Genomic DNA, 24755 nt, shown 5'->3' with positions numbered 1-24755 from the left:
GTTTGCGGGCTGCGGGTCGGCGGCCCGGATGAACCGGCCGGCCCCGTGCCCGGGACGTGCCGGGGAGGGCTTCAGCCGCGGAGTTTGCGTTCGAGGATCTCGCCCACGATGACCGGGTTGGCCTTGCCGCGACTGAGTTTCATGACCTGGCCCTTCAGAAAGTTGAGCGCCGCGGTTTTGCCCTTGCGATAGTCCTCGGCCGGGCCCGGATGGGCGGCCAGGACCTCGTCGCACAGTTTTTCCAACTGCCCGGCGTCGCTGACCTGGGCAAGTCCCTTTTCCTGCACGATGTCGGCCGGGCGCCGTCCGGTGGCGAACATTTCGGCAAAGACCTGTTGGGCGGCGGTGCTGCTGAGGGTGCGGTTTTCCACCAGCTCGACCAGTTCGACGAGTGCCCCGGGCGGGAAGCGCAGGCATTCGGGTCCCGGTGGTGGCGATGCGGGCGCGTGGGGATCCTCTGCGCGCGCGGCGGCGGTTTGTTCGGCCTGCAGCTCGGCCAGTTTGGCACGCAGGTTGTTGATGATCCAGTTGGCCAGCAGCTTCGGGTTGCGCACGCGCGGGGCGAGGGATTCGAAATAGCGGGCCAGCGCCGGATCCGATTTGAAGACTTCGGCGTCCTGGGCCGGCAGGCCGAACTGGCGCATCAGCCGGTGTTTGCGGGCCAGGGGCAGTTCGATGCAACGGGCGCGCAGCTCGTCCAGCCAGGCCGGTTCGGGTGCGACGGGCAGGAGGTCCGGATCAGGGAAGTAGCGGTAATCGTGTGCCTCCTCCTTGGTCCGCATCTCCTCGGTGGTGCCGGTGAGTTCGTCCCAGCGGCGGGTGGACTGCACGAGGGTCCCGCCGGATTCGAGCACGGCGATCTGCCGGGCGATTTCGTACTCCAGGGCGCGCCGGACGCCGGAGAAGCTGTTCATGTTCTTGATCTCGATCTTGGCGCCGAGGCGGTCGCTGCCCCGGGGGCGGACGCTCACGTTCACGTCACAACGCACCATGCCCTTTTCCATGTCGCAATCGCTGACGCCGCCCTGGACGAGGATCTCCTTGAGGGCGGTCAGATACGCATACGCCATGTCGGCCCCGCGGATGTCCGGCTCGGAGACGATTTCCAGCAGCGGGACACCGGCCCGGTTGAAGTCCACCCCGCTGTACTGGTCGAAGTGGAAACTCTTGCCGACGTCCTCCTCGAGGTGGGCGCGGGCGATCCGGACGCGGCGCACCTCGCCCTCGAACTCGAATTCCACATATCCGTTGCGGGTGGACGGCAGGTCGTACTGGGTGATCTGATAATTCTTCGGCATGTCGGGGTAGAAATAGCTCTTGCGATCGAACCGGGCCAGGGGTGGCAGTTCGCAGTTCAGAAGCATGCCGGTGAGGAGGGTCAGACGGATGGCCTCCTCGTTGGGCACGGGGAGCACGCCGGGCAACCCGAGGCAGACGGGGCAGACCAGCGTGTTGGGTGGGGCACCAAACTGGTTGGGACAGGCGCACCACATCTTGGAGCGCGTCTTGAGCTGCACATGCGTTTCGAGTCCGATGACGGCTTCGTATTCCATGGGACATTCAGGGGATGGACGGCCGGGGATCGGTCGGGACGCCGGCGGTGCGGCCGGGCGCCTGCACAGAGGCCAAGGGATCGAAGCGATGCGCCACGGGCACGCGGCGTCCGATTCCGAAGGCCTTGGTCGTCACCTTGAGGCCGGGGGGTGCCTGCCGGCGCTTGTACTCGCTGCGGTGGATCATCTGCAGGACGCGCCGGACCGTCTCCGGATCCTGGCCGGCGCGCACGATCTCGTCGAAGGTCTGGCCGCGGACGATGGCAGCCTCGAGAATGGCGTCCAGGATTTCGTAGGGCGGCAGGGTGTCCTGATCGGTCTGATTCGGGCGCAGTTCGGCCGAGGGCGGTTTGGTGAGGCACGCGGCCGGGATGATCTCGCGCTCGCGGTTGATCCAGCGGGCGATGCGGTAGACCAGGGTCTTGGGCACGTCGCTGATGACGGCCAGGCCCCCGTTCATGTCGCCGTAGAGCGTGCAATAGCCGACGGCCAGTTCGCTCTTGTTGCCGGTGGTCAACAGGAGGGAACCGAACTTGTTGGAGAGGGCCATCAGCAGCAACCCCCGGATGCGCGCCTGGAGGTTTTCCTCGGTGACGTCCTCGGGCAGCCCGCGGAACAACGGGGCCAACTGTTGTCTGCAGGCTTCGAACACCGGTTCGATGGGCAGGACGTCGTACCGGATCCCAAGCCGGGAGGCCAGTGCGCGCGCGTCCGAGAGACTGCCGGGTGAGGAGTAGCGGGAGGGCAGGGAAACCCCGTGGACGTTTTCGGGCCCGAGGGCGGTGGCGGCGATGCAGGCCGTCAGGGCGGAGTCGATGCCGCCGCTCAGACCCAGCACGGCCTTTTGGAAGCCGCACTTGCGGAAATAATCCCTCGTGCCGAGGACGAGCGCTTCCCAAACCATCGGTTCCTCGGCAGGGTCCACGAATCGCTGCGGCGCAGCGTTGTTCAGGTCCACATGCAGGACGTCCTCGGCGAATCGGCGTCCCTCGGCCACCAGGTTCCCGTCCGCGTCGAACACCAGGCTGTGACCGTCGAAGATCAGTTCGTCGTTGCCGCCGACCTGGTTGCAGAAGACCACCGGGCGGTGCAATTTGCGGGCCAGGGACTGGAGCATCTCGTAGCGCGTGCGGGTCTTGCCCAGCCACCAGGGGGAGGCGGAGATGTTGAGGAGCAGGTCCGCTCCGGCGGCTGCCAGTTCGGCCGGGGGATTGCTTCGGTAGCGACGTTGCGGCCAGAAGTCTTCGTCATTCCAGATGTCCTCGCAGATGGTCAGGCCCAGCCGGCGGCCCCGGAAGGGCACGGGCGTGTTCTGCTCCGCGGGATCGAAGTACCGGTCCTCGTCGAACACGTCGTACGTGGGCAGCAGGGTTTTGTGTCGGACGGCGGTGATGCGCCCGTTTTGGAGCAGGGCGGCTGCGTTGGCCAGGCCGCGGCCCGGCCGCGTGGCACTTTCGTCCACGAAACCCACCAGCAGGGCGGTCTGGCCCGTGGCCGCCGCCAGGCGGTGCAGGGCGGCGCGGTTCCCGGCCAGGAACCCGCGGTCGTACAGGAGATCCCGCGGAGGATAACCGGTGACGTACAGTTCGGAGGAAACCACCAGGTCGGCGCCCGCGGCGGCTGCCTCCTCGTACACATCGAGCAGGCGCCGGACGTTGCCGTCGAAATCGCCTATGGTCGGATTGAGTTGAGCCAGTACCAACTTCATGTTCGCAGGGCCGCAGCCGGACTCAGCGGCGGGCGAAAAACACCTCCTGCAGACTCCCGCGGTCGGTCCGGACCAGGGTGCCGGGGCCGATCCCGTGGCGGGCAAACCAACTGCGGGGCACTTCCAGCACGAACTGCACACGGTCCGATTGCGACGGGACCGGTGTTTCGTTCATCGGCTCGAGGTCCACGATTTCCAGGATCACCCCGTCCGGATCCATGTAGGCCGCCGACAGGGGCACGCGGCAGTTGCGCATCCAGAAACTGCGCCGGCCTGGGCCGGGAAAGACGAACAACATCCCGTGCCCGTCGGGCAGGCTTTCGCGGAACATCATGCCGGTGGCGATCTCGACCGGACGCCGCGCCACCTCCGCCACCACCTCGGCCGGACCCAGCCAGAGCCGGACGGTGGGCAGGGGCGGTTGGGCGTGCAGCAGGTGCCCGTACTCGGGATCCACCTGCGCCTGCGAGGGCGCGGAGGCCGCCGGTTGCCGGCCGCACCCCAGCCACCCGGGCAGAAGAGCCAACAGGGCCATGGACCATCCCCACAGTGTCAGCCTCACGCGGGAGCAGCATGGCTGAAGCGCATGCACAATTCAATCGGAGCCTCCGCGGCGGCAAGGCGCGTCGGCTGCCCCAGCCCGGCGCGAAACGTTTGTGGCGTCCTCGGGCCCCGGCCACTGCCTGCTGCCCGCGCCATGGTCAGCCGCTCCGGTCGGGCCCTTGCGCCGAAGCCGCATCCGGTCTAAGGGTTTGCCATGCTGACACGACGTGAAGCCCTCAAACGTACGACGCTGGCCGTGCTCGGCACCGCCGTGACGGTCCGTTCCCGGGCACAGACGCCCGGTCCGGCGTCCACCACCCCGTTCACGCTGCCTCCGTTGCCGTACGCTGTGGACGCGCTCGAACCTCACATTGACGCGCGCACCATGGAGATTCACCACGACCGGCACCACGCCGGCTACGTGGACAATCTGAACAAGGCCATCGCCGCCGAGCCTTCGCTTCGGGGGCGTTCGCTGGAGGAGCTGCTGCGCAACCTGCAGAGCGTGCCCGAATCGGTCCGGACCACCGTGCGCAACAACGGCGGCGGGCACTTCAATCACTCGCTGTTCTGGCAGATGATGAGTCCCAAGGGGGGAACGCCACGAGGAGAGCTGGCCCGCGCGCTGGAATCGGCCTTCGGAAGCGTGGACGGTTTTCGCCAGCGATTCACGGCCGCGGCCCTGGGCGTGTTCGGCAGCGGCTGGGCCTGGCTGGTCTGGCAGGAGGGCCGGTTGCAGATCGTGAGCACGCCGAACCAGGACACGCCACTGTCCCAGGGCGCCCATCCTCTGCTTGGCGTGGACGTGTGGGAACACGCCTATTATTTGAAATATCAGAACCGGAGGGCCGACTACCTGCAGGCGTGGTGGAACGTCGTGAACTGGGACTTCGTGACCGAGCGTTACGCACGCCGACCCGCCTGACCGGACGCCGTTTCCTCCGCCCGGACCGTACAGCCGATCCTCGGGAGCCCGCTTCCGCGGATGCGCTGCCCCACAACCGGATCCGAGCGGTGAATCCGGCTTTTCCGCTTCTCGCCGACAGGCCGACCCTGTTTAATGGGCCGGCGTGAGCGCGGGCCTGGGTTTCTGGGAAAGGTTGATACGGTTGACCACCGCCCTGCTTGGGGTGGCGGTGGTGCTGGGCGTGCTCACGCTGGCCGCCCAGTGGTACTGGCCCGTGATCCGGCAGAACGAGCGGATGCGACGCGAGATCCTGCGGCTGGACCGGGAGATTCAGCGGGAGGAGGAACTGGCCCGCGAAATGAACGCCGCCATCCGCGCCCTGCAGGAGAACCCCAAGGCCGTCGAACGCCTCGCCCGGGAAAGGCTCGGCCTGGCCCGACCCGGTGAAACGGTCATCCGGTTCGAACCGCCCGTGACCAACCCGCCCGTGCTGCCCTGAGGGTGGCCGTACGGCACGGCTCGCCCGCGGCGGGACCCGGCGAAGGCCGCGCCCACCGGCTGGCGGTGATCAAGTTGCCTATACACGGCCGGCGCTTTCTGGTAGGGTTTCAGCCGCTATGACGCTCGACGAGATTCTCCTGGAAGCCGAGGAAAAGATGACCAAGACCGAGCAGTTCGTGCTGCGCGAGTTCGCCGGGGTGCGCACGGGCAAGGCCTCGGCGGCCCTGGTGGAGAACATCATGGTCGAGGCCTACGGCGGCCAGATGCGGATCCGCGAGCTGGCGGGCATCACGACACCCGAACCGCGGGTGTTGATCATCCAGCCTTGGGACGCCTCGCTCGTGCACGCCATCGAAAAGGCCATCCAGAAGGCCAACCTGGGGATCACACCTTCCATCCAGGGCAAGACCGTCCGATTGTTTTTCCCCGAGCTGAGCCAGGAACGCCGCCAGGAGTTCGTCCGCATCGTGCGCAAGATGGCCGAGGACGCCCGGGTGGCCATCCGGCACGTCCGCCGCGATGCCCTGGAGGAACTCCGCAAGCACAAACACGACAGCGGCATCACCGAGGACGAGGAAAAACAGGCGGAAAAGGAACTGCAAAAGCTGACGGACGAATACATCGCCCGGATTGACCGGCACCTCGAACACAAGGAAAAGGAAATCATGACCGTGTAGACCGGCTTCCTCCGCCCCACATGCGCGTGCTCTTTTTTGCTCATCTCAAGGACCTCACCGGCTGTGGCGAGACCGAACTGGATTGTGCCGGGGTGGACGCCGACGGGCTCTGGGCCGCCCTCCTGGAACGATTCCCTCAACTGGCACCCTACCGGCCGACCGTGCGCCTGGCACGCAACGCGCAGTACGCCGCGCCCGGGACGCGATTCGAGCCGGGCGACGAGGTGGCTCTGATCCCGCCCGTCTCCGGCGGATGACCCTCCTCCGATGCAGGTACAGGTGACACTCACCGCCGGGCGGCTCGAGACGCTCCCGGTGCCGGCCTTCACTGCCGGACCCACCGGTGCGTGGGTGGAGTTTCGCGGCCTGGTCCGCAACCTCGAGCAGGGGCGGGAAATCGCGGCGCTGGAGTACGAGGCCTACGAGCCGATGGCGCGAAGCGAAATCGAACGGATCCTCCGGGAACTCGAACGCGATCACCCCTGCCAGGCCGTGCAAGTCTTGCATCGCACCGGGCTCATCCCCGTGGGGGAGGCGGCCATCATCGTGCGGATCGCCGCCGCGCATCGGCGGGAGGCTTTTGACCTGCTGGCCCGGTTCATGGACCGGCTCAAGGAGGATGTCCCCATCTGGAAACGCCGCGGTTGGACGGCCGCCGAACTGGCCGCCCGGACCGCGGCCGCGGACCGGACCGCAGGCGGTCCTTGACGGATGCCGGCTGTTGCCGCCCATCCTGCCCCGGTCATGCGCATCATGGCTCTCGATTACGGGACGCGCCGGGTTGGCGTGGCGGTCAGCGACGAACTCGGCATGCTCGCCCGTCCGTTGGGTTACCTGCCGGCCGAGCCGCGCGAGCGCTTCCTGGAGGAACTGCGACGCCTGGTCCGGGAACAGGGCGTCCAACGGATCATCGTGGGAGTGCCGCGCAACATGGACGGTACCTACGGTCCGGCGGCGGAAAAGGTGCGCGCGTGGATGGAGGAGCTCCGGCAGGTGCTGGACGTGCCGCTGGTCCCCTGGGACGAGCGGTTGACCACCGTGCAGGCACAGCGCCTCCTCCACGAGGCGGGCCGCAACACCCGGAAACAACGCGCGCGGATCGACAGCTCGGCCGCTGCCGTGCTCCTGCAGAGTTATCTGGATCGCGCACCGTGAACCCGCCCGAGCCGTCCCTTTCCCGGCCTTCCGGACGCGCCGCCGCGCCCATGGTGCGGCTGAAGATGGTCATCGCCTACGACGGCACCCGCTACGACGGCTGGCAGATCCAAACCACCGGCACGGGCGTGCAGGAAAAGGTGGAAGCCGCCCTGGCCGCACTCTTTCCCAGCCGGCCGCGCATACACAGTTCCAGCCGCACCGACACCGGCGTGCACGCGCTCGGGATGGTGGCTCATTTCGACATCCCCGCCAGCGAATGCCGCATTCCCATGCGGCAACTTCCGCTGGCCATCAACGCCCATTTGCCGGTGGACGTCCGTGTGCTGTCCGTGCACCGGGCCCCGCCCGGCTTTCATGCCCGGTTCAGCGCCCTGGGCAAGCAGTACCGCTACCAGGTCTGGAACCGGCCGGTCATGAATCCCTTGCTCCGGTTCACCGCCTGGCATGTCCCGCGGCCGCTGGACCTCGCCGCCATGCGGGCCGCTGCCGCCCACTTCATCGGAACCCACGATTTCCGCGCCTTCTCGGCCAACCCGGGCCACCCCCGGGGTTCCACCGTGCGCACAGTGCGGCGATGCGAATGGCGCCGGAGCGGCCCGCTGCTGACCTGCATCATCGAGGCCGACGGTTTCCTTTACAAAATGTGCCGCGGCCTGGTGGGAACAATGGTCCAGGTGGGCCTGGGCAAGTACCGACCGGACGACATCCCGCGCATGCTGGCCGCCGCGGACCGGCGCCTGGGCGGCATGACCGCCCCGGCGCATGGTTTGATCCTGTGGAAGGTGTTCTACCCGGGCCGCAACCGGCACGCCGGGGCCGCCACCGCCGGTGCGGCCGAAGCCTCGGACGAGGAATGAACGTGGTGTTGTTCCAGCCGGAGATCCCGCCCAACACCGGCAACGTGGCCCGGCTCTGCGCAGCCACGCGCACCCGGCTCCACCTCATCGAACCGCTGGGATTCCGGCTCGATGAACCGGCCCTGCGCAGGGCCGGGGTGGACTACTGGGACCATGTGGATTGGCGGTTGTGGCCGGACTGGGTCACCTTCCTCGCCGCACTGCCCGCCGGGGCGCGCCTGTGGTTCGTCGAGGCGCACGGTCCCCGGCGGTACACCGAGGTTCGCTACGCGCCGGACGATTATCTCGTCTTTGGCCGCGAGACGGCCGGGCTGCCCCCGCGACTGCTGCAGGATCATCCCGATCGCTGGATCCGGCTGCCCATGTTCCACCCCGGTGTGCGTTCGCTCAACCTTGCGAACTGCGTGGCCGTGGTCCTGTTCGAGGCCCTCCGGCAGCTCGGCTTTCCGGGCGAGCTTGCGCCGCAGACACGCCAGGGAGAGTAGGGAACCGGAAACCCCGGCCCTCAGATGTCGATGACCGGCCCTTGCGGCTGGCCGCCGTTGCGCACAGGGCGCGGGCCTTTCGGGTGATGCCTCCGGGCCGTCTGCCGCCGCATCGCAATGACCGCCAGGACGCAGCCGGTCCAGGTGGGCAGAAACTCGATCACCGGCAGCACCTCCAGCACAAAGGTGGGCAGCAGCAATGGATGAAACCCCAGCAACGCCACTTCCAGCACCGCCACGACCACGTCCAGCAAATCGTCCACCCAGGCGACGCCCAACGGCCCGAGACCGATCTGCACCGCATCGGCGATCAGCGCAATCAACAGGGCCGCCCCGCTGCGGAGCGGCGTCAATCCGGGGCCCGGCGATCTCACGGCTGGCGGTTGCTCCTCGGGTTCCATGGTGACGTTCGGGAGGACGGGCGCGACGGTTTTCTCACGCGCCGGACGGCGAAACGCCGGCGCCGCCGGGTGGGGAATGCTCGCCGTCCGTGCCCGCCGGCCGGGCGGATGAGTCGGCGGGTTCCTCCACCGGACGGTACCCGAACAGGCGGTCCCGCTTGATCACGGCGGCGATCGGGGGCGGCACGAACGCCTCCCATTCGGGATCGCCGCGTTGGATCATCGCCAGCACCTCGGCGCGGCGGATGCGCACAAACTCCGGCTCCGTCGGCGTCAAGGGCACCAGATACCGGTTCGAGCGCAGATGTTCGTACAGGTGCCGGAGGGATTCCGTCACGGGAAAGTCGTCCACGGTGAGCAGGCGCCCGGTGTCCTTTTGCAGGGCCGGGTAGACGTACAATCGCCCGCGATTTTTGAACAACTGCCCCAGGCCGCCCAACAGACCGCCCTCTTCCGGATTGTAAAAGCTTTCGTCGAGGATCTCGAACAACTTCGAAGCCCCCAGCGCCAGTGCGATCGGCCTGGGCGTGTAGCGGCCCAGGTAGGAGGCCAGACGGTGGAACCGGCGGAAGTTGGAGATGAGAATCGGCTTGCCCAGCACGCGCAACATGTCGGCGCGCTGCAGAAAGTCCCGATGATCCACCGCGTCGCCGGTGGTGAGATGCCGGAGGGTCATTTCCAGCAGCACAACCGGGGATTCGCCCTGCAGTTCCGGTTCCTGCACGAATTTCGCATGGGCCTGCTCCAGCACGTCGAGCGCGGCATTGGTGTAGGGACGGAAACTGCCGCGCTGCACCAGCACCGGCCGCTTGTACAGCACTTCCGCCCATTGCACCGGCTCGCCCGAGGCGGTGAACATGGCCGCCTCCGTCAGATCCTGCTCGACCAGTTGCAGCGCCATGAGCCGGTTGTCCACGTGGGTGAAGGCCGGGCCGGAGAAATCAATGAGGTCCACCTCGATCCGTTCCCACGTCAGATGATCCAGCAGCGAGCGGATGAGTTGCTCGGGTTGCTCCCGCAGGTAGAAGGTGCCGTAGATCAGGTTCACACCCAGAATCCCGAGCGCCTCCTGTTGCCGCACCGGCTCCTTGTCCAGCAGGCGCACGTGAATAATGAGGTCGGAGGGCGGCTGCCGCGGTGCGTGCTGAAACCGAAGGCCCATCCACCCATGACCTTCCTGGCGCCGGGCGTAGCTTCGCGTGGCCACCGTGTCGGCAAACGCAAAAAAGTTGCGTTCCGCGCCCTTGATCCGGTCCAGCCGCTCCACGATCAGAGCGAACTCGTGATCGAGCATGGCCTCCAACCGCTGGCGGCTCACGTAACGCTGGGCCGGGCCGTATACCGCGTCACTGACGGCCATGTCGTAGGCCGAGATCGTCTTGGCCACCGTGCCGGATGCACCACCCACCCGAAAAAACCAACGGGCCACCTCCTGGCCCGCGCCGATCTCGGCAAACGTGCCGTACCAGCGTGCGTCCAGATTGATGCGCAGTGCCTTCTCGTGAGGACTGCCCGATTGTTCGCTCCACCCGTCCATGCGTCCGATCGCCCTGGACGCCAGTTAAACCACCGGCTGCCCCGGTCGCAACGCCCAACTGGCCGACAGCTCCGGATCGATGCCTCCCACACCGGCCCCGGCATTCCGCCCTTTTGCTCGCCCGCGCCGAATCGCCGCAGCCCGTTGTAATCGAACGCCGAACCAGCCCGGCCGAAGACATCGAGAGTCGGCAAACCTCATCCCCTGTACGCGCCGTGCCCGGGCGGGGTCGGGTCGCCGTCGTTCGAGGCTGCCCGTGAAACGAGTGGTTCTGTTTCTCACAGGGATCCATCTGGCTCTTGGCACGCCGGGAGCGGGATGGGCCGTTGTTTCAGGAGGGGGGCGGATCCCAAACCGCCCCCTACCGCCTGGGTCCGGGTGAAGGAACTCTCGGACGAATTCGACGGGGCAGGTCCGCATGCGCAGAAGTGGCAAACCGACCCCTCGCCCGCGGCTGGGGCTGGGAGGGGCGCCCACCGCGGGGTTGTTTCGAGCCGCCAACGTGCGCAGCCGAAACGGCATGATGCAGGTCACCGTGGGCCGACTGGAACAACCGGTGGTCCGGAATGGCCGCCTCTCTACCCATCAGGGCGCCATTGTCCGTTCCCTCCATCCGGGCCGGCCGGGCTGGCATTTCGAGTGCCGCACGCGGGCCGACGCCATCGTCATGTCGTCCACCTTATGGCTGATGACGCCGCCCGGCAGCGCGCGACGGTTGGAACTCGACATCCGGGAATGCGTGGGCCGGACCACGGAGCAAACCGCTCGCTGGGCGCGCCACTGGGACCGAATCTTCCACTCGAACCTGATCGACTGAACCCGCGTGCCCAAAGCCCAGTTCCAGAACTCCGTGCCCACGCCCACCCGTAACAGGGAACGGTTCCACGTCCATCCGGCCTGCTGGAAAAACCCGCGTGAAGCCCTCTTCTTCCTCGAAGCCCGGCAGACCTACACGATCCGGCCGGATACCGACCGGGACCTGCCCATGCACCTGCAAATGGCCGTGGAGACCCACAGTTGGAATCCCATCCCGCCCAACAAGCGGCCTCGTCGAATCCGGCACGCCCGAGCAACGGACCACCTCCTATGATTGGACCCGGGTCTGGCGCCTCGAGAGTACGGATTCCCGGGGCACCGTCCCGCAAGGCCCGTTGCGCCCATGAGCCCCTCGGCAAGCCGATCGCCGTGTCCCCACCTTCACGGAATCCGACCGACTGCGATGCCCCCGCCCGTCACCGGCCGCCGATCCCGGCCGGATTTCCAAAAACTACTTGCACTCATCAGAGTCCTTGTTGTTTAGTTCCAACGGCCGCAACGCCGAACGGGATGACGCTGTCGTCCGGCCCGTGCCGAATTCTCCGCACGACCGGCCGCCACCGAAATGCCCACCGGTCTGTGGCTCGGCGCAGGACACGCGGCGCCGGTGCGTCGGAGTGTGGTAACATGTCGCGGAAGTCTGCTCTGTGCGGGCCCGGATGCCGGGCACGGTTTGGGTTGCTCACCTTTCTCTTCTTCACCCTGGGACTCTCGGGCGCGGCACGGGCGCAAAGCGTCACCTTGACCTGTCCCCAGGCCGTCGAGGTGCCGTGTGCGAGGTTGCCCCTGGAGGTCGTCCCGATCACGGTGACCGTTTGCAACACCGCGGGCGCACCCGTGGATGTCTTCTGGTCGGTCAACGGCACGGTGGTGGAGACCAACACCGTACCCCCGCTGCCGCCACCGGGCTGCAGCAACTTGACCTACTACGCCTGGCTGTCCCCCGGGAACCATGCCGTCTCGGTACAGGTCGTGGGTGCCGGGGCGGTGTGGGGCAACTGCTCGATTCCCGTAACGGTGGCACTGGACAATCAGCCGCCCGCGCTGCAGTGTCCGACCCTGCTGACCAACGTGGTCAACAAGGATTGCCTCGCCGAGGTGCCGCGCGTGGAGGTTGCCGTCTCGGACAACTGCGCGCCTCCGGGCGACATTGTCGTCTGGCAGACGCCGGCCTACGGCAGCTTGGTTCCCGTGGGGACCAACTGGATCACCGTCTACGCGCAGGATCCGCAGGGCAACCTGGCCACCTGTCAGGTGCCCTACGTGGTGCTGGATCCCACGCCGCCGCAGGTGACCTGTCCCGGACCGCTCACCCTGGAAGCCGGCGCCAACTGCCAAGTGCCCATGCCGAAACTGTCGGTCGAGATCGCGGATGATTGCACCCCGCTGTCGCTGATGACCATCGTGCAAACCCCGGCCCCCGGGACGCTGCTGGGAGCCGGCACCCACCCGGTGACCATCACCGTCAGCGACTCCAGCGGTCACACGGTCATCTGCCAGACCACCGTGACGATTCAGGATCTGACCCCGCCCGTTCTGGCTTGTCCGACGAACGTCACGGTGGCCGCAGGCGCGGATTGCTCGGCCGTCCTGCCCGCGCTGAACATCACAGCCTCGGACGCCTGCGACGGTACCAACGTGGTCGTCAACCAGTCGCCGCCGGCGGGCACGGTCCTGCCTCCGGGCGTGCACCCCGTCACGGTGACCGCATGTGACAGCGCCGGCAATTGCAGCACCTGCACCGTCATGGTGGCGGTCGTGCCGGCCGTGAGCGGGCCCTGGGACTGGGCCGCCTCCCTGGGAAGCACGAACGTCGATGTGGGCCGCGGCGTGACCCGGCTGCCCAACGGAGACGTGGCGGTGGTGGGTGATTTCTCCGCCGTCGCCCAGGTGGGGGCCGCCAGCCTTGCCAGTTCCGGTGGACGCGACATTTTCGTGGCCCGTTTCACCTCCGCGGGTTCCCTGGTGTGGGCCGTACGGGCCGGCGGTCCGAACGATGACTACGGCCGCGGCATTACCTCCGACAGTTCCGGCAACCTCTACGTCTGCGGCTACGTGGCGGGCAATGCCCAGTTCGGTTCCATCCCGGCCACGGGTTATTTCGGTTACGTGGCCAAGCTGGATGGCGCCGGCAACTGGTTGTGGGTCCAGCCCGTCGCCCCCACCTACGGTGATCTGTTCCGGATTCGCGCACGGAACAACACCCTGGTCGTCGCCGGTTGGTTCATGGACAGTTTCACCCTGCCGGGCGTCGGCGCGCTGACCTCGGCGGGCGGCGCGGACGCCCTGGTGGTGGCGCTCGACACCGCCGGCAACCCGTTGTGGGCCTGGACCGCCGGCGATGCCGGGACCGACGCCGCCCACGACGTGGCCTTTACGCCCACAGGAGACGTGTGTGTGACCGGCCCCTTCGGCGTCGGTGCACCCCATGCGGTCAACTTCGGCGGCGGCAACCTCACCACCTACGGCGGACAGGATGTCTTCGTGGCGCGGCTTGCGCCCAATGGTTCCCTGCTCTGGGCCACCAACGCCGGGGGCCCGGGCGACGACGTCGGCATGGGTGTGGCCGTGGACGGCACCGGCCACGTCTACGTGACCGGCGACTTCAAACCCGCGGCCGGATCCAACAACGCCCAGTTCGGGAGCACCACCCTGACCGTGACGGGCAACCAGAGCATCTTCGTCACCAAACTCGATCCGAACGGCCAGTTCCTCTGGGCCACCCAGGCCGGCGGTGGTTACTTCGATTTCGCCCGGGCCATCGCCGTGACCGCCCTGGGCGAGAGTTACGTCGCAGGCCACACTTGGAACGGCACCTTCGGCTCACAAACGGTCACCGGCCCCGGCTCCGAAGCGTTCGTGGCCCGACTCGATGCCGCCGGTCAGTTCACCGGTGCCTGGGGCGCGGGCGGCCCGGGCGATGACGGTGCCAATGACGTGGCCCTGGGCGACCTGACGGGCTGCGTGTTTGTCACGGGCTCGTTCCAGACCGGCCCGGCTCAGTTGCCACCCGGCACGTCGCTGCCGGGCGCCGGCTTGGACGATGCCTTGGTCGCCCGTTTGTGCACGGGTTGCGGCAGCAACACACCGCCGGCAGTACTCTGCCCGGCACCCGTCAGCGTCTCCTGCGTGAGCACCGCCGGCTCGCAGATCGCCCTCTCCGTCACGGTGGGCGACGCCGAGGGTGATCCGCTCACCGTCGTGTGGCTCGGCAACAATCTCCCCGTGCAAACCAACCTGGTGCCCGCCGGGCCGGCGCCCACCCAGACGACCGTGAACTTCACCGGACAGTTCCCGCCGGGGACCAACCTGGTCACGGTCCTTGTCACGGATCCCCAAGGTGGCAGTGCCTCCTGTGCAGTGCCGGTGGTCCTGCTGGCCGATGCCGTCCCGCCGGCGGTGTATTGCAAGAGCGCCATCCTCACCCTGAAGGCCGGCACCAACTGCACCGCCATCCTGCCGGCGCTCCTGCCCAATTTCATGAGCGACAATTGCACGCCTCAGGGCCAGCTCGTGGTCACGCAAAACCCACCCGCCGGCACGCAGCTCTCACCCGGCACCCACACCGTGGTGATCACCGTCACCGACGCCGCCGGCAACAGCGCCTCCTGCGTGAAAACGGTCAAGGTGGTGGAGGGCGGCAAACCGTGGATCCAACAGTGTCCGCCGGCTTACATCGTGACCAACTGTCAGGCCGCCATTCCCGATCTGACCAGCCAGGTGCAGGCCGGGGACTTTTGTGACACCAAGCTCACGGTCACCCAACAGCCGCCGCCGGGAACGCTCGTCGGCCCCGGCACGCACCAGATCGTGCTGACCGTCACGGACGCCTCCGGCAACAGTGCCTCCTGCACGACGACGTTTACGGTCCAGGGCCCGCCCCTGCCGTCGCTCGCCGGCCCGTTGCCATCCACCGGTGTGGATGCCTCCGGACAGGTCCTGCCCGCCGGAGGTGTGGACCCGCACTTTGGCCTTGTACAAGGCCCGGTGGTCTTGTCGGGAGGCCAGGCATACGCAAACCCGCTGCTCGCCTTCCCCACACCGGGTAACTCCGCCTGGATCGCACCTCTGCCGCCTGCGTCGGGAGGCGAGACCCCCGTTCCAGCCGGAGTTTACGTTTACCGGTACTTGCTGGGCGTGCCGCCCAACGTTTCGTGTGTCATCACGGGACGCTGGGCCGTGGACAACGAGGGACGGATTCTTCTCAACGGACAGGACACCGGCAACGCCATCACGATGAACTCCACCGTTGATCCGACACCGTTTACCCAGTGGCATCCCTTCCAGATAGCCTCGGGCTTTGTTCCCGGAACCAACGTCATTGATTTCGTCGTCACGAATCACAACGTATTCGTGCCTCCTCTCCAGCTTGTGCTCCAGACACCTTCGAAGCTGAGAGTCGAGTGGTGGGTCAACTTTGCCGCGTGCCCGCCCACCTGCCATCCGCCCTTCATCGCGCAGCAGCCGGCTTCGCAGATCCAGCCGTGGGGTGGCATGGCGGTGCTGACCGTGGTGGCCGGCGGCACCTGGCCTCTGAGCTTCCAATGGTACAAGAACGGCACACCGCTGCCGGGTGCCAACGGCTCCAGCCTCACCCTCGGCCCGCTGAATTACGGTCACCAGGGGCAGTACACCGTGGTCGTCTCCAACAATTGCGGCGCGGTGACCAGCCAGGTGGCGGTAGTCCTGGTCAAGGCCGTCAAGGGCGGGGTGGTCGGCTCCTGGACCTTCCGCAACGCCGTTGATCCGCTGGCCGCGGACGTGGGCGAGCCGATGCTATTCATCCCCAGCGACGAGTTTCTGTGGCAGCCGCAGATGGGCACGCTGGCCTTCGTACCGGCCATGTGGCCCTGCCCGCCGCCGCCGGAGGAGTCCCCGTATTGCGACGGATTCCACGGCGGCGCAGACTCCCTCCTGCTCCGCATCAATCCGTGGTACGACGGGACCCTGCGGATCCAGTTGGCCGAGCCCACACAGGATGCGGATGCGCTCTTCCGGACCGAGACCGTCCAGAGATTGGCTGTGATCGACCTCGGCGTCGAGGAGCCTTTGGAGGATGGGTTCTACCTCCTGCGCAACTGCTGCCATGACAACTGCCCCGGGCAGACCAATGACGACACCGCCCTGATGGTCCTGCCCGGTGGACACATCCGGTTCTTCGGCCGGGTGGCCACCAACGCGATCCGGCCCCGTCAGCCCCACCGGCTCGCGGTGCTGGCCGAGTACCGACCGGCAGGCACGGTCCGGCACGAACTCTACCTGGATGGCCAGCTCCTGCTCATTCATGAGGGGCGCTACGACGAATGCGCCGGTTTCAACCTCCGCATGAACAAGGCCGAGCTCATCGACGCCATTGCCAAGGGGAGCAAGTTGGCCAGGATCGTCTACATCGGCGGCGTACAGATCCTGGACTCGCGTTTCCTCGAAAGGCCGGTGTCGGCCCCGGGCGGTCCCAATGAGGACCTCCGCGCCCTCATCCCCGTCCTGGGTTCACCTGCAAACGGTCCGTTGCAAGCAACCGGGCCGGGCAGTGCCGAACCTGCGCGACTCGGCTTCCATCGCGACGGCCGGGAGCTGATCCTGCAATGGGAGGGCGAAGGCCTCCAGTTGGAGGAGGCCGACTCCCTCAACGGCCCTTGGCGGCTTGCGCCGGTGCCGGTGGTGACCCGCGGGGCGGCCGGCCCCGTCCACAATGAGGCACGGATCAGCCTCTCGCCAGACGGCTCCGGCAAGTTCTACCGCGGGACGAGTCGATCGCCGGGGTCGGTTGTTGTTCACCCCGGTGGCGATTAGCGAATCAGTCCGTGGGGCAGTGACCTGGCGCGGCGCTCGGGAACGGGTTGCAGCTCCTTTCAAGCAGGGTCGCCCCAGTAGAGAGACCCGGGTGCCCGGCACCATGGGCTGACCCCACGGTTCGGGTTCACGAGCGGCGCCCGGTGCCGGCTCCCCGCAGACCGACCGGTCTGCAACCGGCAGGAGCTGTACCCGGCGGGCGGGGCCCGGCCCGAAAAAACGTGACTTGTGACTCAAACGGTCCGGCGCTACGATGGACTGGACCGGGGGGCGACCACCGGCCGCCCGTCCGTGTGTGCCTTCCGGGCCACGGCTGTCGAGAAGGAGAGGTACCATGAGCTGCGCGATCTCGTCCCGCAGGTTCCCCGTGTTTTCTGCCCTCCGGACGGTGGTGTTTCTGCCGATCCTGGTGGTTGCCGCATCGGCACGGGCTTCGGATTGCATCCCGCCCGCGCTGGGGTTGATGACCTGGTTTCGCGCCGAAGGGGACGCGGCGGATTACACCGGCTGGGTCACGCCTGACACGGTCCGCGACGTGGGTTATGCAGCCGGCAAGGTGGGATGGGCCTGGGTGTTCCGCACCAACAGAGCCGAGGTCCGGTTCGGGGCACAGGGGGTCTATGAAGCCGCGGGAAACGTCACGGGGTTCACCATTGAGGGATGGATCCGGCCCGACGACACGAACCGCTTCCAACCGTTCCTCTGGTCGTTCGAGCCCATGGCGGATTCGGGGCCCGGTGTGTACCTCGCCATCACTGAGACCGGTGCGCTGGAGGCCAACCTCGGCCTGCGGGTCAAATCGGGCCGCTTCTTCCACGTGGAGGAAAGGCGCCTGAGCACCGAGCCCGGGCGGATTCAACCGCAGCAATGGACACACTTTGGCCTGACGTGGGACCCGGCCAGCCGCGTCCTCCGACTCTACGTGAACGGCCGGCTCGAGGCCGGCACCACGGTGACGATCCCCGGCATGCCCGGTTACGACACCCGGGTGATCACGTATCTCGGCTTCAGCGTCTCGGGAGACCGCTATGCCGGCCTGCTGGACGAGCTCTCCATCTACGAAAGGGCGCTCGCACCGGAGGAGATCGCCGCCATTCACGCGGCAGGTGAGGCCGGCAAATGCGCGGACGGACCGGCATGGGGCCTGTTGCCGCGCGATTCCATCGTTCAAGCCGGTCGGGCTCTTACATGGACCGCCCTGGCCGTGGGTGCCGCCCCCATCCGATATCAGTGGTACCGTGAGGGGCAACCCCTGCCCGGGGCCACCGATGCCATCCTCACGGTCGGCCCGTTCCCCGAACCGATCGTCACCTGGTACCAGGTGGTGGCCTCCAATGCGTTCGGCAGTATCACCAGCGCTCCCATCCAACTGGACGCCCGCTGGTTGATCCCCCAACTCGGTGTCTATGATCCTTACGTCCAGCAGTATTTTCCCGTGCAGCCGATCACGCAGGCGGAGATGGTCTCTGCCGAGCCGGTGGCCATTTTCCTGGAATGCAGCCTCGCCGGTGCGCAGGTCTTTTACACCACCAACGGCCGGGCACCTGACTTCGATGCCATTCCCTACAACCCCGCCGGCAGCGTGCCGATTCTGATCGGTCGTTCCGCGGTCCTGCGGGCCGGAGTTTACAGCTCCGAGCTTCTTGCCTACTGGGAAATGCCGCCCTTGCGCATCCGCATCCTGCCCAGGGTGAGCCTGCAGGCCGGCACCGACGGCGGCGGCCGGGTCACCGTGGACCCGCCCGGCCCCCTCTATGCGCACGGTACCGAGGTCACACTCCGTGCCGAGGCCGATCCCGGCTGGCAATTCCTGCACTGGTCCGGCGATGCCGCCGGCACCTCCCCGGAGGTGCGGCTCCGAATGGACCGACCACGCACGGTCCGCGCCGTTTTCGGCACACACATCCAGGTCAACCTGGTCGGCCAGGGCACGGTGGTGATCGACCCGCCCCTTCCGCCGTATCCCTACGGTGTACCGGTGCGACTCACCGCCGTCCCCGCTCCCGGCCATCGATTCTCCCTGTGGGGCGGCAACCTCTCCGGAACCGCCAACCCCGCACGACTTGTGCCGGACCGTGCCGATCCCTCGATCATCGCAAGGTTTGATCCGCTGAACACCAATGAGGTCTCCCTCACGGTCATCGTGGAAGGGGAGGGAGAGGTCCAGCGTGATCCCGGCGGTAACGTCCACCCCACGGGTACCCGGGTGACTCTGCGCGCACTGCCCGCTCCGGGCGCCACCTTCGAGGGCTGGTCCGGCGACACCGCCGGCAACAATCCCACCCTCGTGCTCACCCTGGACACGCAGAAAACCGTCCGCGCCCGGTTCAGCCGCCGTCCCATGTTGCAGGCACCCACCACCGAATCCGCTCCGGCCGGATTTCGCTTTGAGATCGTGGGTACACCGGGCCAACCGATCGTGGTCGAATCCTCGGGGGATCTTCAATCCTGGGAACTGCTCACCTTGATTACCAACGCCCTCGGCCGGTTCACCGTACTCGATACCAACGCCACGGCTGTGCCGGGGAAATTCTATCGCGCCCGGTTGCTGCCATAGAACCACGGAGGTGAGCGAACAACGGAGCGCCGGTGGCAATTCCATGGACCAGTGACTCCTGCATTGTCCAGCGGGCAGAGGGAGGGTTACAGCATTTCCACCACGGACCCCCAGAGAACAACAAACACAGGCCGCGTTTTCGCCTTTCACCACGGAGCAACCAAGGACCTGAAGACACGACAGTGACGTTCTCTGATTTGCCTTTTGTTCCCTCCGTGACCTCTGTGTCTCTGTGGTTCATTGTACCCTCTTCTCCGTCTTTTTGTGCCTTCACACCACTGAGACACGGAGGACACAGAGGAATCACGGAGTCTTTCTCATTTCTTTCCCTGCGAACTCCGTGTGTCCGTGGTTATGTAGCAGTCTTTCGTGGTGTTTTGTGGTGTTGGAGGCAGGTAGGGCACAGAGCCCGCCTGTAAAGTCGGGCCGGTGGTAGCGGTGCCTCTCCCGCGGGCCGGCTTGGCCGGCGATGACCGTCTGGAGTCCCGGCCTCCCCGCCCGTCCTTGGAAACCACAGAGACGCCGAAAAACGTCCCTTTCAACCTGGGGCACCGGGCACACAGAGATTGCCACGGAGAATGTGATGTCCCTTTTTTCTTCTCCGTGACCTCTGTGTCTCTGTGGTTTATTACAGGCTCTTCTCGGTGGCTTTGGTTGCGTCATAGCGCAGAGGACACAGAGAATGCACGGAGATGCTATCTCATCGCAGTTGTGTCCACGTGGTCCTTGTGTGTCTGCAGTTGGGTCCATGGTGTTTGCGGTGGAGTGGTGACGGACAAGTGCAGAGCCAGGGGCGTCAGGGAGGTGGGTGAACCGGCGTTTGTTGGGAGCCGGGTGCACGGGAGACTTCTCGCAGGGTGTGGGGGCAGGGTGCACCGCTGGTGTGAGCGAGGGCAGCCCTGTGAAAGCTGCAAGTATGGCGTGTCGAAGGCGTAGTTCGTGTAACACCGATCCTGTCACCATTGCCTTCCGGCGTTCAGTCGGGCTCCGACCGTGGTGTGGCAGTCGGGTCTTATGTTCACATAGAAGGCTTGGGCTGGCGTATTGTACCAGACAGAACCGCCCGTAGATATGGCGGGCGAAGGGACGTCTACATGACAGACCATGACCGCGCGCGCCAGTTCGGGCGGCGCACCTTGCGGGTTGCTGTCGTGCGTCAACAATAAATCCATCACCCTCCCACTCCGGTCAGGATTTGTCCGGGGTGGGAGGGTTATTTTGTGTCGGCGTAGTGTCGCTTTCCTGTGGAGGTCGCGGCAGAACGGGCGGCGGAAGCACCACCGACCAGGTCTGCAACAGCAGATCATCCAGCATCTCCGCAAAAGAGGGATCGCGACGCAGCAGTTCTTGGAGATGGGCGGTGGCGATCCGGTCAATGTATTCCACAACTCCCGGGGGCGCGGTGACCAGAGCAGCAAGTAATTCCCAAGGCACCACGGCAGGGAGCACGGGTATGGGCCCGGGTAGCTCCCCACCTTCCTCAGGGATCCGCACGGGCAAAGGATCGAACAGCCGCTCCGGTAACTGTCGCTCGTGCTGTTGCGTTTCTGGAGTAGGGTTGATGTCAGTGTCTCTTTTCATCGTGGAAGTACTCTTGTTTGTGCAGACGGCAACATCTTAAACAGCGGATTGAGGTCACCATTGCCTTTCGGCGTTTAGTCGGGTCCCGACTACGCCGCCAACTGGCCCGGACACAACGCGCAGCCCTTGAGTCACCATTGCCTTTCGGCGTTTAGTCGGGTCCCGACAGGTTTTAGACTTGGCGGCCACCAATCTGGAAGATGTGTCACCATTGCCTTTCGGCGTTTAGTCGGGTCCCGACTACGCCGCCAACTGGCCCGGACACAACGCGCAGCCCTTGAGTCACCATTGCCTTTCGGCGTTTAGTCGGGTCCCGACCTCTGGGTCGGTGATGCGGTATGTGGTGGCTGCCTGGCGTCACCATTGCCTTTCGGCGTTTAGTCGGGTCCCGACCGGGTGCACCAACCAAGAACATAGAGATGATCCGGCGCTGGTCACCATTGCCTTTCGGCGTTTAGTCGGGTCCCGACGACTCGCCCAGTGCGATCGTGTTGATGTCGCCGGGGCTCTTGTCACCATTGCCTTTCGGCGTTTAGTCGGGTCCCGACCCGAGCTGTACTGACCCACCACCACTTACACCACCAGTCACCATTGCCTTTCGGCGTTTAGTCGGGTCCCGACGGGGGACGCCTATCAAGTGTCCCCCCGAGTATGTCGAGTCACCATTGCCTTTCGGCGTTTAGTCGGGTCCCGACCACTACCCTGCGGGTGTCCGTTACGCGGCCGGGTGGGCAGTCACCATTGCCTTTCGGCGTTTAGTCGGGTCCCGACGACCACGCTGTCGAGGTATGGCGGTCGCACGACCGCATTGTCACCATTGCCTTTCGGCGTTTAGTCGGGTCCCGACAAGGTGGAACCCGGTATACCTACTATCGGGTGTCGTCACCATTGCCTTTCGGCGTTTAGTCGGGTCCCGACTGCATGCAAAAGATGTTGCGCCATGGCTCCCTGCCGCACCGTCACCATTGCCTTTCGGCGTTTAGTCGGGTCCCGACGCGAATCTATCCTTGGAAGAAGGGAAGTCCAGCGTTCCGTCACCATTGCCTTTCGGCGTTTAGTCGGGTCCCGACATCTGTGGCTGCGTGATTATGTCCTCAACGCGGTTGGTCACCATTGCCTTTCGGCGTTTAGTCGGGTCCCGACGTGGGGTGAGGCGGTGCGGCTGAAGTGGCGCGATATTAACGTCACCATTGCCTTTCGGCGTTTAGTCGGGTCCCGACCAGGTTCCGGATCCGGACGAGCTGGCAAAGGCGCTGGTCACCATTGCCTTTCGGCGTTTAGTCGGGTCCCGACTGCATGCAAAAGATGTTGCGCCATGGCTCCCTGCCGCACCGTCACCATTGCCTTTCGGCGTTTAGTCGGGTCCCGACGCGAATCTATCCTTGGAAGAAGGGAAGTCCAGCGTTCCGTCACCATTGCCTTTCGGCGTTTAGTCGGGTCCCGACAGAGGATTGGCCGCTCGTTCGGCCGTGAAGGAGCGGGGCCCGTCACCATTGCCTTTCGGCGTTTAGTCGGGTCCCGACTCCGGGTCGGCGGGTGAGAGGCCCGCAGATATTATGCCCTGCAGTCACCATTGCCTTTCGGCGTTTAGTCGGGTCCCGACCAGCCCCCCCACCTCCACGCGGTGCGGGCCGGGTGGTGTCACCATTGCCTTTCGGCGTTTAGTCGGGTCCCGACGCGGGGTGCCGCTCGATCACGGTGCAGGGCATGCCCGCTGTCACCATTGCCTTTCGGCGTTTAGTCGGGTCCCGACCCGGCGAGGCGCTCGACATGACGTCGGGCGCGCCGGGCGTCACCATTGCCTTTCGGCGTTTAGTCGGGTCCCGACCCCACGGATCGTTTGCGAATGATCGCGGCGGCAGATCACTGGTCACCATTGCCTTTCGGCGTTTAGTCGGGTCCCGACCGGGGCGGGGCGCAAGGCCCGCGCACCCCCACCTCCACGTCACCATTGCCTTTCGGCGTTTAGTCGGGTCCCGACCCGGCCCAAGGAGCCGGGGCGAGTGGGGTTGCCCGGCGTCACCATTGCCTTTCGGCGTTTAGTCGGGTCCCGACTTGCGGAGTTCCTCCCTGGCGTCCATGCCCATCGGACCATAGTCACCATTGCCTTTCGGCGTTTAGTCGGGTCCCGACTAGCGCCCATCTACCCACAAGGTGAGGAAGCGGTGTGGGGTCACCATTGCCTTTCGGCGTTTAGTCGGGTCCCGACGCCAGTGTCGTTGCCTGGCTGCGCAGACTCTTGACAGGTCACCATTGCCTTTCGGCGTTTAGTCGGGTCCCGACTGATCGGATGATCAAAGGGGCCACGCATCGTTCACTCGTCACCATTGCCTTTCGGCGTTTAGTCGGGTCCCGACACACTACCTCATGTTAAACTGCTGGTACTTCTGCGTGTCACCATTGCCTTTCGGCGTTTAGTCGGGTCCCGACCAGGGAAGAAGCAATAAAGCAGGACCGCGCCGCCAAAGTCACCATTGCCTTTCGGCGTTTAGTCGGGTCCCGACTAACCCCTCACCAGGCAAGCGCCCCGTGACAGCGGGGCGCATGTCACCATTGCCTTTCGGCGTTTAGTCGGGTCCCGACACCCCCCCCATTACTGGCAAGCGCCCCGCCCTGGGCGGTCACCATTGCCTTTCGGCGTTTAGTCGGGTCCCGACCGTCCTGGCGTGTGTGCATGCTCACATTCGATGCCGTGCGTCACCATTGCCTTTCGGCGTTTAGTCGGGTCCCGACAAGATGATTAACGAGAACAAGCTGCTGATCACCGGGGTCACCATTGCCTTTCGGCGTTTAGTCGGGTCCCGACCTCCAGCAGAGTGCACAGTCCTTGCAGACAAACTCGCCAGTCACCATTGCCTTTCGGCGTTTAGTCGGGTCCCGACAGGCCTGGGCTCCGGCGAACAACCTCCAGGACATCTATGGGTCACCATTGCCTTTCGGCGTTTAGTCGGGTCCCGACTGCGCGCCAGCGGAGCGAGGGCCGCGCGCCGGCACCCCGGTCACCATTGCCTTTCGGCGTTTAGTCGGGTCCCGACCGTGGTCGTGTTCCGCAAACCCATCAGTGGCGACGTCGCGTCACCATTGCCTTTCGGCGTTTAGTCGGGTCCCGACTACACGTGGTTGATGCTGAACCCGCAGCGAGGCGGGGCAAGGTCACCATTGCCTTTCGGCGTTTAGTCGGGTCCCGACGATATCATCGCCTACGGCCAAAAGAATTATCGGAAGCCGTCACCATTGCCTTTCGGCGTTTAGTCGGGTCCCGACGTCATGGCCTTGTGATACAAAATCGCGCATCCTCGCGTCACCATTGCCTTTCGGCGTTTAGTCGGGTCCCGACTGCGCCAAGCCGACTGCAACGCTCGCCCCAGAATGGGGCGTCACCATTGCCTTTCGGCGTTTAGTCGGGTCCCGACTAGTGGCCGCGCTATGAAAGAAAACAGACCTCCAACAACGTCACCATTGCCTTTCGGCGTTTAGTCGGGTCCCGACCACCCGCCGCGCGGATGTATGCGCGGCGCGGGATCCGGTCACCATTGCCTTTCGGCGTTTAGTCGGGTCCCGACCGCCGGGGGGCCAACACGTTGCAGTGCAACCGGTTGGAAGCCGCCCAGGTAGGGACCCCGGTTGGCATGGCCTTTCGGCGTGCACCCAGAGGGTGCATTTCGCGGCTGATTTTTGCAG

18 protein-coding genes and 1 CRISPR repeat array are annotated in these 24755 nt (G+C 65.8%); of the genes, 12 read left to right on the top strand and 6 right to left on the bottom strand.

The genetic code is table 11. The features are described 5' to 3' along the window. Positions 1-71 precede the first annotated feature (71 nt). From gatB to ACPDIX_RS06845, 3 genes are read right to left on the bottom strand one after another with little or no spacing between them, the layout of a single operon-like run. Entirely contained in the window at positions 72-1553 is a 1482-nt protein-coding gene (gene gatB, locus ACPDIX_RS06855) for an Asp-tRNA(Asn)/Glu-tRNA(Gln) amidotransferase subunit GatB (RefSeq protein ID WP_423431037.1), read from the bottom strand. Between the two features lie 7 nt (positions 1554-1560). Next, positions 1561-3261 carry an NAD+ synthase gene (locus tag ACPDIX_RS06850; protein ID WP_423431036.1) on the bottom strand — a complete coding sequence of 567 codons (1701 nt, stop codon included), beginning with the start codon at positions 3259-3261 and terminating at the stop codon, positions 1561-1563. A gap of 22 nt (positions 3262-3283) precedes the next feature. After that, positions 3284-3823, bottom strand: a complete 540-nt coding sequence (locus tag ACPDIX_RS06845; protein ID WP_423431035.1) for a DUF192 domain-containing protein — start codon at positions 3821-3823, stop codon at positions 3284-3286. Between the two features lie 195 nt (positions 3824-4018). On the opposite strand from ACPDIX_RS06845, the gene ACPDIX_RS06840 reads away from it, so the two are divergent. From ACPDIX_RS06840 to ACPDIX_RS06805, 8 genes are all read left to right on the top strand, one after another. After that, a complete protein-coding gene (locus tag ACPDIX_RS06840) occupies positions 4019-4729 on the top strand; it encodes a superoxide dismutase (protein ID WP_423431034.1) in 711 nt (236 codons plus the stop codon). 145 nt (positions 4730-4874) lie between these two features. Continuing rightward, positions 4875-5210 (top strand): FtsB family cell division protein, encoded by a 336-nt coding sequence (locus tag ACPDIX_RS06835; protein WP_423431033.1) that lies wholly within the window; start codon positions 4875-4877, stop codon positions 5208-5210. Between the two features lie 118 nt (positions 5211-5328). Further along, positions 5329-5889, top strand: coding sequence for a ribosome recycling factor (frr, locus tag ACPDIX_RS06830; RefSeq protein WP_423431032.1), 561 nt, complete (start codon positions 5329-5331; stop codon positions 5887-5889). A gap of 20 nt (positions 5890-5909) precedes the next feature. After that, on the top strand, positions 5910-6146 hold the full coding sequence (locus ACPDIX_RS06825) for a MoaD/ThiS family protein (RefSeq protein WP_423431031.1): 237 nt from the start codon (positions 5910-5912) through the stop codon (positions 6144-6146). 10 nt (positions 6147-6156) lie between these two features. After that, positions 6157-6597, top strand: coding sequence for a molybdopterin synthase catalytic subunit (locus ACPDIX_RS06820; RefSeq protein WP_423431030.1), 441 nt, complete (start codon positions 6157-6159; stop codon positions 6595-6597). A gap of 36 nt (positions 6598-6633) precedes the next feature. Then, positions 6634-7044, top strand: coding sequence for a Holliday junction resolvase RuvX (gene ruvX / locus ACPDIX_RS06815; RefSeq protein WP_423431029.1), 411 nt, complete (start codon positions 6634-6636; stop codon positions 7042-7044). Further along, positions 7041-7904: a tRNA pseudouridine(38-40) synthase TruA gene (gene truA / locus ACPDIX_RS06810; RefSeq protein ID WP_423431028.1), complete on the top strand. Its 864-nt coding sequence runs from the start codon at positions 7041-7043 to the stop codon at positions 7902-7904. The genes ruvX and truA overlap by 4 nt, the downstream gene beginning before the upstream one ends. Further along, positions 7901-8389, top strand: coding sequence for a tRNA (cytidine(34)-2'-O)-methyltransferase (locus ACPDIX_RS06805; protein WP_423431027.1), 489 nt, complete (start codon positions 7901-7903; stop codon positions 8387-8389). The genes truA and ACPDIX_RS06805 overlap by 4 nt, the downstream gene beginning before the upstream one ends. Positions 8390-8409: 20 nt before the next feature. On the opposite strand, the gene ACPDIX_RS06800 is transcribed toward ACPDIX_RS06805, so the two are convergent. Together ACPDIX_RS06800 and ACPDIX_RS06795 are read right to left on the bottom strand one after the other, a co-directional pair. Then, on the bottom strand, positions 8410-8763 hold the full coding sequence (locus ACPDIX_RS06800) for a hypothetical protein (protein ID WP_423431026.1): 354 nt from the start codon (positions 8761-8763) through the stop codon (positions 8410-8412). A gap of 61 nt (positions 8764-8824) precedes the next feature. Further along, positions 8825-10327: a TonB-dependent receptor gene (locus ACPDIX_RS06795; protein WP_423431025.1), complete on the bottom strand. Its 1503-nt coding sequence runs from the start codon at positions 10325-10327 to the stop codon at positions 8825-8827. 520 nt (positions 10328-10847) lie between these two features. Here ACPDIX_RS06795 and ACPDIX_RS06790 point away from each other — a divergent pair. The 4 genes from ACPDIX_RS06790 (at position 10848) to ACPDIX_RS06775 (ending at position 19493) form a co-directional block, all read left to right on the top strand. Continuing rightward, entirely contained in the window at positions 10848-11144 is a 297-nt protein-coding gene (locus ACPDIX_RS06790; protein WP_423431024.1) for a hypothetical protein, read from the top strand. Positions 11145-11150: 6 nt separating this feature from the next. Further along, entirely contained in the window at positions 11151-11417 is a 267-nt protein-coding gene (locus ACPDIX_RS06785; protein ID WP_423431023.1) for a hypothetical protein, read from the top strand. A gap of 353 nt (positions 11418-11770) precedes the next feature. Further along, complete coding sequence (locus tag ACPDIX_RS06780; protein WP_423431022.1) at positions 11771-16936, top strand: HYR domain-containing protein; 5166 nt, start codon at positions 11771-11773, stop codon at positions 16934-16936. A gap of 334 nt (positions 16937-17270) precedes the next feature. Then, positions 17271-19493, top strand: a complete 2223-nt coding sequence (locus tag ACPDIX_RS06775) for an InlB B-repeat-containing protein (RefSeq protein WP_423431021.1) — start codon at positions 17271-17273, stop codon at positions 19491-19493. Positions 19494-20681: 1188 nt separating this feature from the next. Here the strand turns inward: ACPDIX_RS06775 and ACPDIX_RS06770 are convergent. Beyond that, the gene (locus tag ACPDIX_RS06770) at positions 20682-21074 is read right to left on the bottom strand and encodes a hypothetical protein (RefSeq protein WP_423431020.1); all 393 of its coding nucleotides are present in this window, start codon (positions 21072-21074) and stop codon (positions 20682-20684) included. A gap of 53 nt (positions 21075-21127) precedes the next feature. Further along, a CRISPR array of direct repeats spans positions 21128-24637; the repeat unit is 37 nt; unit sequence GTCACCATTGCCTTTCGGCGTTTAGTCGGGTCCCGAC. Positions 24638-24755 lie beyond the last annotated feature (118 nt).

Origin of the sequence: Limisphaera sp. 4302-co (genome assembly GCF_049537155.1) — a bacterium.
In the GTDB taxonomy this organism is placed as follows: domain Bacteria; phylum Verrucomicrobiota; class Verrucomicrobiia; order Limisphaerales; family Limisphaeraceae; genus Limisphaera.
This window is presented reverse-complemented; position numbering and strand designations above follow the sequence as displayed.

Excerpts from the sequence above, each read along its gene's own strand:
- ACPDIX_RS06790 (WP_423431024.1), top strand. The coding sequence starts at position 10,848 with ATGATGCAGGTCACCGTGGGCCGACTGGAACAACCGGTGGTCCGGAAT.
- gatB (WP_423431037.1), bottom strand. The coding sequence starts at position 1,553 with ATGGAATACGAAGCCGTCATCGGACTCGAAACGCATGTGCAGCTCAAG.
- ACPDIX_RS06770 (WP_423431020.1), bottom strand. The coding sequence starts at position 21,074 with ATGAAAAGAGACACTGACATCAACCCTACTCCAGAAACGCAACAGCAC.
- ACPDIX_RS06795 (WP_423431025.1), bottom strand. The coding sequence starts at position 10,327 with ATGGACGGGTGGAGCGAACAATCGGGCAGTCCTCACGAGAAGGCACTG.
- ACPDIX_RS06780 (WP_423431022.1), top strand. The coding sequence starts at position 11,771 with ATGTCGCGGAAGTCTGCTCTGTGCGGGCCCGGATGCCGGGCACGGTTT.
- ACPDIX_RS06825 (WP_423431031.1), top strand. The coding sequence starts at position 5,910 with ATGCGCGTGCTCTTTTTTGCTCATCTCAAGGACCTCACCGGCTGTGGC.
- ACPDIX_RS06775 (WP_423431021.1), top strand. The coding sequence starts at position 17,271 with ATGAGCTGCGCGATCTCGTCCCGCAGGTTCCCCGTGTTTTCTGCCCTC.
- ACPDIX_RS06840 (WP_423431034.1), top strand. The coding sequence starts at position 4,019 with ATGCTGACACGACGTGAAGCCCTCAAACGTACGACGCTGGCCGTGCTC.
- ACPDIX_RS06850 (WP_423431036.1), bottom strand. The coding sequence starts at position 3,261 with ATGAAGTTGGTACTGGCTCAACTCAATCCGACCATAGGCGATTTCGAC.
- ruvX (WP_423431029.1), top strand. The coding sequence starts at position 6,634 with ATGCGCATCATGGCTCTCGATTACGGGACGCGCCGGGTTGGCGTGGCG.
- ACPDIX_RS06805 (WP_423431027.1), top strand. The coding sequence starts at position 7,901 with ATGAACGTGGTGTTGTTCCAGCCGGAGATCCCGCCCAACACCGGCAAC.
- ACPDIX_RS06820 (WP_423431030.1), top strand. The coding sequence starts at position 6,157 with ATGCAGGTACAGGTGACACTCACCGCCGGGCGGCTCGAGACGCTCCCG.
- frr (WP_423431032.1), top strand. The coding sequence starts at position 5,329 with ATGACGCTCGACGAGATTCTCCTGGAAGCCGAGGAAAAGATGACCAAG.